This window comes from Lachnoanaerobaculum sp., from assembly GCF_057250505.1.
Genome location: NZ_DBHIEQ010000056.1, coordinates 1 through 6,380, shown reverse-complemented (window position 1 = coordinate 6,380; position 6,380 = coordinate 1). Strand labels below are relative to the sequence as shown.

Here is a 6,380-nt window from a genome sequence, read left to right as displayed (position 1 = left end):
CTTTATATCCGCTTCTATCGTTTCAAGCAGTGCAGTCTTACTCATAGGCAAGACCATACCTGAAGTACCGAGTATTGAGATACCTCCGATTACACCAAGCCTTTCATTAAAGGTCTTTTTTGCAACCTCCATACCGTTTTCAACCATAACTGTAATGTTTACCGTTCCGGTAAGGTTATTCTCTGCAAAAATTTTGCTCAGATTGTCAATCATCATCTGCCTTGGAACAGGGTTTATGGCAGGTTCACCCTTTGGAAGCGCAAGTCCGTTTTTTGTAAATGTACCGACTCCCTCACCTGCAAAAAAATGAAACTCAAGCTTATCGCCATTTATAAATTCCAATTTAGTGCTTATCAGGATGCCATCTGTGACATCAGGGTCGTCTCCGGCATCCTTTCTTACACAACAGATATATTCGTTATTTTCCACTTTTGAGTACTCTATCGGAATACTAAGTGTTATACCGTAAGGTAAATCCACATCCACAATCCGCTTTTCTTTTTTAAGGTACAGATACGCCGCACCTATTGCTGCGGCGGTTGCGGTTGTACCTGTTGTAAATCCGTATCTTTGTGTATATCCGTTTTTATTGTTAAACTCGTCAATTGTCATTCTTTCATCCTTGGTATTTTAAAACCAAACTCCACTCCGTCCGATTTGTTGGCTACTTTTACTACTCCGCCATGAGCCTCGACTATTGCCTTTACTATAGAAAGTCCGATACCGCTGCCTCCATAGCTTCTGGAGTGCGCCTTGTCCACCTTAAAAAACTTCTCCCATACATTGGCCAAATCTTTTTCAGGTATTTGATTGCCTGTATTGTATACACTAAAATATACATTACTTTCATCTTCAGATACATCTATTTTGATTGTACCTTTATCATTAACATGGTGAATTGCATTGCTTATATAGTTTGTGACAACCTCCTCTATCTTAAACTCGTCGGCATATAAAAATACATCCTTTGAAGTATCAAAATCCACCTTCACATTTTTTTCACCGATAAGAATAGATATGGAACTTAAAACACCCTCTGTCAGTGAGGTCATATTGAAGTTTTCTTTATGTAATATACTGTTTCCCGACTCAAGTGATGATAGTGTTAAAAGCTGTTTTACCATCTTGTTCATCTTTTCACTCTCATCCATGATGACCTCGGTATAGTACTTTCTGCTCTCTTCATCCTCACAGAGTCCTTCATTAAGCCCCTCGGCATATCCTTGTATCAGTGCAATAGGCGTCTTCAGCTCATGTGATACATTGGCTATAAAGTCCTTTCTCATCTCATCAATGGCTTCTTTTCTCTTTATATCCTCTTTCAGCACCTCATTGGCTTCCTGAAGTTTGCTTATTGCCTTTTTTAATCTGTCTGACATATAGTTCATATTTTGACCGAGAGTTTGTATTTCATCGCTTCTCTTACCCATATATCTGGCGGTAAAGTCAAGCTTTCCCATCTTATTTGAGATTTCCGCCAGTTGAAGGATAGGGCTTGTAATCATCTTTGTGATAAGGAAGGTGATTATTACCGTTATAATAAATCCTATAACGGCAACATATATAAGAAACTTGTTTGAGATATTCACACTCTCTTTAAGTCCCGCCACAGGTGTGGACATTATAACAATAGTCTGATTGTCACTGCAATATCCGAAACCTTCTATAAAGGAACTGTTTTTTTGCGTATTGTGAAGTATTATAGTATAGTTGTCACTTTTATACAGGATATCTTTCTTTTTAATATTTTTATTACCTATAAAGCCGTCCTGTATCCTGTCAAGAAACATATCTCCCTCTCGTTGAGAAGAGTATATCGCCTTATCCGTCATTGAATCCACCAAAGCGATAGTTATATTGTGCTTGTTTGAATAATCCAATACAATATTTGATACCCTCTCATTGACAACAGACTCGCTGTCTTCATTTTCTCCGATAATAGTCTGTCCGTCTTCTGAAAGCTTTTTTACTTCATTATCCAATTTAAGATATGCTTCATGTATTTCACTCACCTTTTCATTCTGATAATACCAGGTCAGACCGAAATTATTTAAAATTCCGATAGACAAAAGCAGTATGGAAATAAGGAGCAGTATTATAAGAGTTATCTTCACACGCAGTGAATGACTAAATTTTTTAATCATATATATACCTTACTTAGATTTGGAGGAAAGCTCTATGACAAAGTCTGATTTGCCGATAGATTTTCCGAAATTTTCCACGCAATAACATATGAAGAGCTTTTTTCTTGCTCTTGTCATTGCAACATAAAACATTCTTCTTTCTTCTTCAATCTCGTCAATCCCTTTCGCCTTCTTATAAGGTACACTGCCCTCATTCACATCAATTATATAGACTATATCAAACTCAAGACCCTTTGATGAATGAAAAGTCATAAGCCTTACACCTTTATCGTTTTCATTTGACTTCTTTCTTGCCTCTATAAGCTCATCTTTGTACTCATCCATATGTACAAACCAGTCATTAAAGGTGTTGTACTCCGCGGCGCTGTTTTCAAGATCGCCAAGTATACTGTAGCAGTCATCACTTTCAACGCCGTTCATATCACAGTACTCCTCTATATATTCATCATAGCCGACCACATTTCTTATATATCTTAGGGCTGTAGCAGGTTTAAGATTCTTTATAGTCCTTAAATGCTCTCTAAGTTCCACTATTCTTTTAATCATATAACTTTTATCATCGTAGTAGTCAAAAAGTGTCTCTATATTTGCTCTTGAAGAGGAAAGCGAATCTCTGCTTATATACCTGTTAGGTTTGTTTGAGATGCGAAGCAAGTCACTTTTATCTCCCATATTTATGGCAAGCTTTATATATGAGATAATATCCTTTGCCACCCAGTGGTCAAACAGATTCGGTATGGCATCTCTTATAGTGAAAGGAATATTGTTTCTCATAAGTCTTTCTATCAAAAGCCTCGGCGAAAGATTGGTTCGATAAAGTACGGCTATATTGTTTATATCCTGACCCGATTTTATATAATCCTTAATATCCTTTATTATAGAATTTACCTCAAGGAAAGGATTTTTAAACTCTATCAAAGATACAGGCGCACCGTCTCCGTTCTTTGCCTTAAAGCTTTTTGGAAATCTCTTACTGTTAAAAGATATAAGCTTTGTTGAAGCATTCACTATCTGTGTACTTGACCTGAAATTTATATCCAGAAAAACCTTTTTTGCATTCCTGAAATCTCTTTCAAAACCAAGCATTATCTCAGGCCTTGCTCCTCTGAATCTGTAGATGGACTGGTCATCATCGCCTACTACTGTAATATTTTGTTTCTCACCTGCAATCAGCTTTATTATATTGTACTGTAAGAAGTTGATATCCTGAAACTCGTCTACCAGTATGTAGCGATATCTGTTTTGAACGGCCTTTAAAATATCATTCCGCTCACTTAAAAGCTCATATGTAAGTGAGAGCATATCTTCAAAGTCAAGTTTTCCTCTTACCTCAAGTTCACTTTCATAATCACTGTAGATTTTTTTGAATGTGTCACTTGATATATTGTTTGAGTAGTAGTTTTTTATACTGATATTGTCCTGTTTTACAAGCGCTATCTCATTTAACAGATTGCCGGCAAGTGTATTGATATCCTCATTTTCTATAGAGTTTCTTTTTATAAGTTCTTTAATAAGAGTGTACCTTAACTCATCTGAGGCTATCTGCTCGGAGCTAAATCCGTAAGCCGTTTTCAAGAGATTAAAGAAAACCGAATGGAAAGTTCCGAATGTAACAGTACTTTTTTTGCAGAGTTTTTCAAATCTGTCTTTCATCTCTTTTGCAGCCGCCCTTGAAAAGGTTACAACTAAAATATGGGCCGGGTTTATACCCGGCCCCTCTATAAGATATTTTATTCTATGTGTGATAACGAAGGTCTTTCCGGATCCGGGTCCCGCCAATACCATAAGGGGACCTGCCCCATGTTCTATGGCCTTTTTTTGATTACTGCTGTAATTTGTCAATTCCAATCTTAATCCTTCTTATTGATTCATCTTTTCCGAGAACTTCCATAATCTCAGTAGCGCCTGCAGGAGTCATCTGTTTTCCTGAAAGTGCTGTTCTTATCGGCCACATAATAAATCCTGTCTTATACTCATGCTCTTTGCCGAATGCGGACAGTATACTAAAGAGATTGTCATTTGAGTAGTCATCTGCAGCTTCCAAAATAGGCAATACCTCTTTTAAAAGTACAAGTGAATTCTCGGAGTTTGTCTTCATCTTCTTATGTGTGTACATTGAGATGTCATAATCAGGAAGCTTTTCAAAGAAACCTATATGGTCTGCAATCTGCGGTAAAACCTCTATTCTTGTCTTTACCATATTTGCAATCTTTCTTATATCAAGCGGCTTTGTGATAACCTTGTCGATATACGGCTTTGCAAGCTTAAAGAAATCTTCTTCATCCATCTTTTTAAGGTACTCACCGTTCATCCATGAAAGTTTTACCATATCAAAAACAGCCGGTGACTTTGAAATATGCTTATAATCGAAGGCTTCAACAAGCTCTTTAAGTGAGAATATCTCTCTGTCATCTTCAGGAGACCAGCCAAGCAGTGCCACAAAGTTTACAATAGCCTCTGCAACATATCCCTGTTCAATCAAATCCTCAAATGATGAATGACCGCTTCTTTTTGAAAGCTTCTTATGCTCTTCATTTGTTATAAGAGGACAGTGAACATATGTAGGGATTTCCCAACCGAACGCCTCGTAAAGTCTGTTGTACTTAGGTGAGGATGAAAGATACTCGTTTCCTCTGACTACATGTGTGATGCCCATAAGGTGGTCATCTACCACATTTGCAAAGTTGTAAGTAGGATATCCGTCAGACTTTATAAGTACCATATCGTCAAGCTCCGAGTTATCCACCGTAATATCTCCGTATATGTCGTCATGGAATGTAGTAGTTCCTGTAGTAGGGTTGTTTTGACGGATAACATAAGGTATACCGCTCTCAAGTTTTTTTCTTATTTCTTCCTCAGACAGTGACAGGCAATGCTTGTCATATTTCATTATCTCTTCACCGTTTACACTTGAGCGAAGTGAGTTAAGACGCTCAGGAGTACAAAAGCAATAATAAGCCTGCTTCTTATCTATAAGCTCTTTTGCATACTTCAGATAAATACCCTCTTTTTGTCTTTCACTCTGTACATAAGGGCCGCAGCCTCCGTCCTTGTCCGGACCTTCATCATGTGTAAGACCTGTTTCTTTAAGTGTATTATATATTATCTCTGTAGCACCCTCTACATATCTTTCCTGATCTGTATCTTCTATTCTAAGCAGGAAGTCTCCTCCTGCGTGCTTTGCAATCAAGTATGCATACAATGCAGTTCTAAGATTTCCAACATGCATTCTTCCTGTTGGACTTGGTGCATATCTTGTTCTTATCTTTGTCATATTGACTCCTTATCTATATTTAATCATGGTGTGATTTCAAACTTATAGCCCATGCCCCATACAGTCTTTATATAGTCACCTCGCTCACCCATTTTTGCACGAAGTTTTTTTACATGAGTATCAATGGTTCTGGCATCACCGAAATAGTCATAGTTCCACACCGAGCTTAGAATTTTTTCTCTGGACAGTGCAATTCCTTTGTTTTCAATAAAATATGTCAAAAGTTCATATTCTTTAAAGCTTAAATCCACAGGCTTTTTATCGATATATACACTTCTGGCAACTTTATCTATCTCTATGGCGCCTGCAATCAACCTGTCCTCGGCTTCACCCACAGTCCTTCTAAGTACGGCTTCAACTCTTGCCACAAGTATCTTTGGAGAAAACGGCTTTGTGATATATTCATCCACACCGAGCTTATACCCTTCAAGCTCATCTCTTTCTTCACTTCTGGCAGTCAACATCATAACAGGTACTTTTGAATACTGTCTTATAGCCTCCAAGACTTCAAAGCCGTCCATTTTCGGCATCATCACATCTAAAAGTATCAGTTTGACATCCTTGTTGGCGTCAAATACCTTAAGTGCCTCTTCTCCGTCTTGTGCTTCCAACACTATGTAGCCTTTAATGCTTAGAAAGTCTTTTACAAGCTTTCTCATTCTGGCTTCATCATCTACCACCAATATTTTTATATCTTCCATATAATCTCCAAATCAGCAGACCTATGTGTTATTTTTCTTCTATCTTTATTCCAAGTTCCTTTAACTGTGTATCATCCACTTTATCAGGTGCATTTGTCATAAGGTCTGATGCATCCTTAACCTTAGGGAAGGCAATTACATCTCTGATTGAATCTGCACCCACCATAAGCATTACCACTCTGTCAAGACCGTATGCAAGACCTGCATGAGGCGGAACACCGTACTTAAATGCTTCCAAAAGATATCCGAATCTTTCATTTG

At 37.7% G+C, this 6,380-nt stretch carries 6 protein-coding genes; all 6 read right to left on the bottom strand.

The window, feature by feature from the left end:
• On the bottom strand, window positions 1-612 hold a 612-nt coding region (gene cbiD, locus ACO6FI_RS13045), incomplete at its 3' end, for a cobalt-precorrin-5B (C(1))-methyltransferase CbiD (RefSeq protein ID WP_485457704.1).
• Window positions 609-2,144, bottom strand: coding sequence for a sensor histidine kinase (locus tag ACO6FI_RS13040; protein ID WP_485457703.1), 1,536 nt, complete (start codon window positions 2,142-2,144; stop codon window positions 609-611). The genes cbiD and ACO6FI_RS13040, both read right to left, overlap by 4 nt.
• Window positions 2,145-2,153: 9 nt before the next feature.
• A complete protein-coding gene (locus tag ACO6FI_RS13035; protein WP_485457702.1) occupies window positions 2,154-3,992 on the bottom strand; it encodes an ATP-dependent helicase in 1,839 nt (612 codons plus the stop codon).
• Window positions 3,967-5,418, bottom strand: coding sequence for a glutamate--tRNA ligase (gltX, locus tag ACO6FI_RS13030; RefSeq protein ID WP_485457701.1), 1,452 nt, complete (start codon window positions 5,416-5,418; stop codon window positions 3,967-3,969). Before gltX ends, ACO6FI_RS13035 begins: the two co-directional genes overlap by 26 nt.
• 23 nt (window positions 5,419-5,441) lie before the next feature.
• Window positions 5,442-6,119, bottom strand: coding sequence for a response regulator transcription factor (locus ACO6FI_RS13025; RefSeq protein WP_124952007.1), 678 nt, complete (start codon window positions 6,117-6,119; stop codon window positions 5,442-5,444).
• A 28-nt stretch (window positions 6,120-6,147) separates the two neighbouring features.
• On the bottom strand, window positions 6,148-6,380 hold a 233-nt coding region (locus tag ACO6FI_RS13020; RefSeq protein WP_485457700.1), incomplete at its 5' end, for an amino acid--tRNA ligase-related protein.

Excerpts from the sequence above, each read along its gene's own strand:
- ACO6FI_RS13025 (WP_124952007.1), bottom strand. The coding sequence starts at position 6,119 with ATGGAAGATATAAAAATATTGGTGGTAGATGATGAAGCCAGAATGAGA.
- ACO6FI_RS13040 (WP_485457703.1), bottom strand. The coding sequence starts at position 2,144 with ATGATTAAAAAATTTAGTCATTCACTGCGTGTGAAGATAACTCTTATA.
- gltX (WP_485457701.1), bottom strand. The coding sequence starts at position 5,418 with ATGACAAAGATAAGAACAAGATATGCACCAAGTCCAACAGGAAGAATG.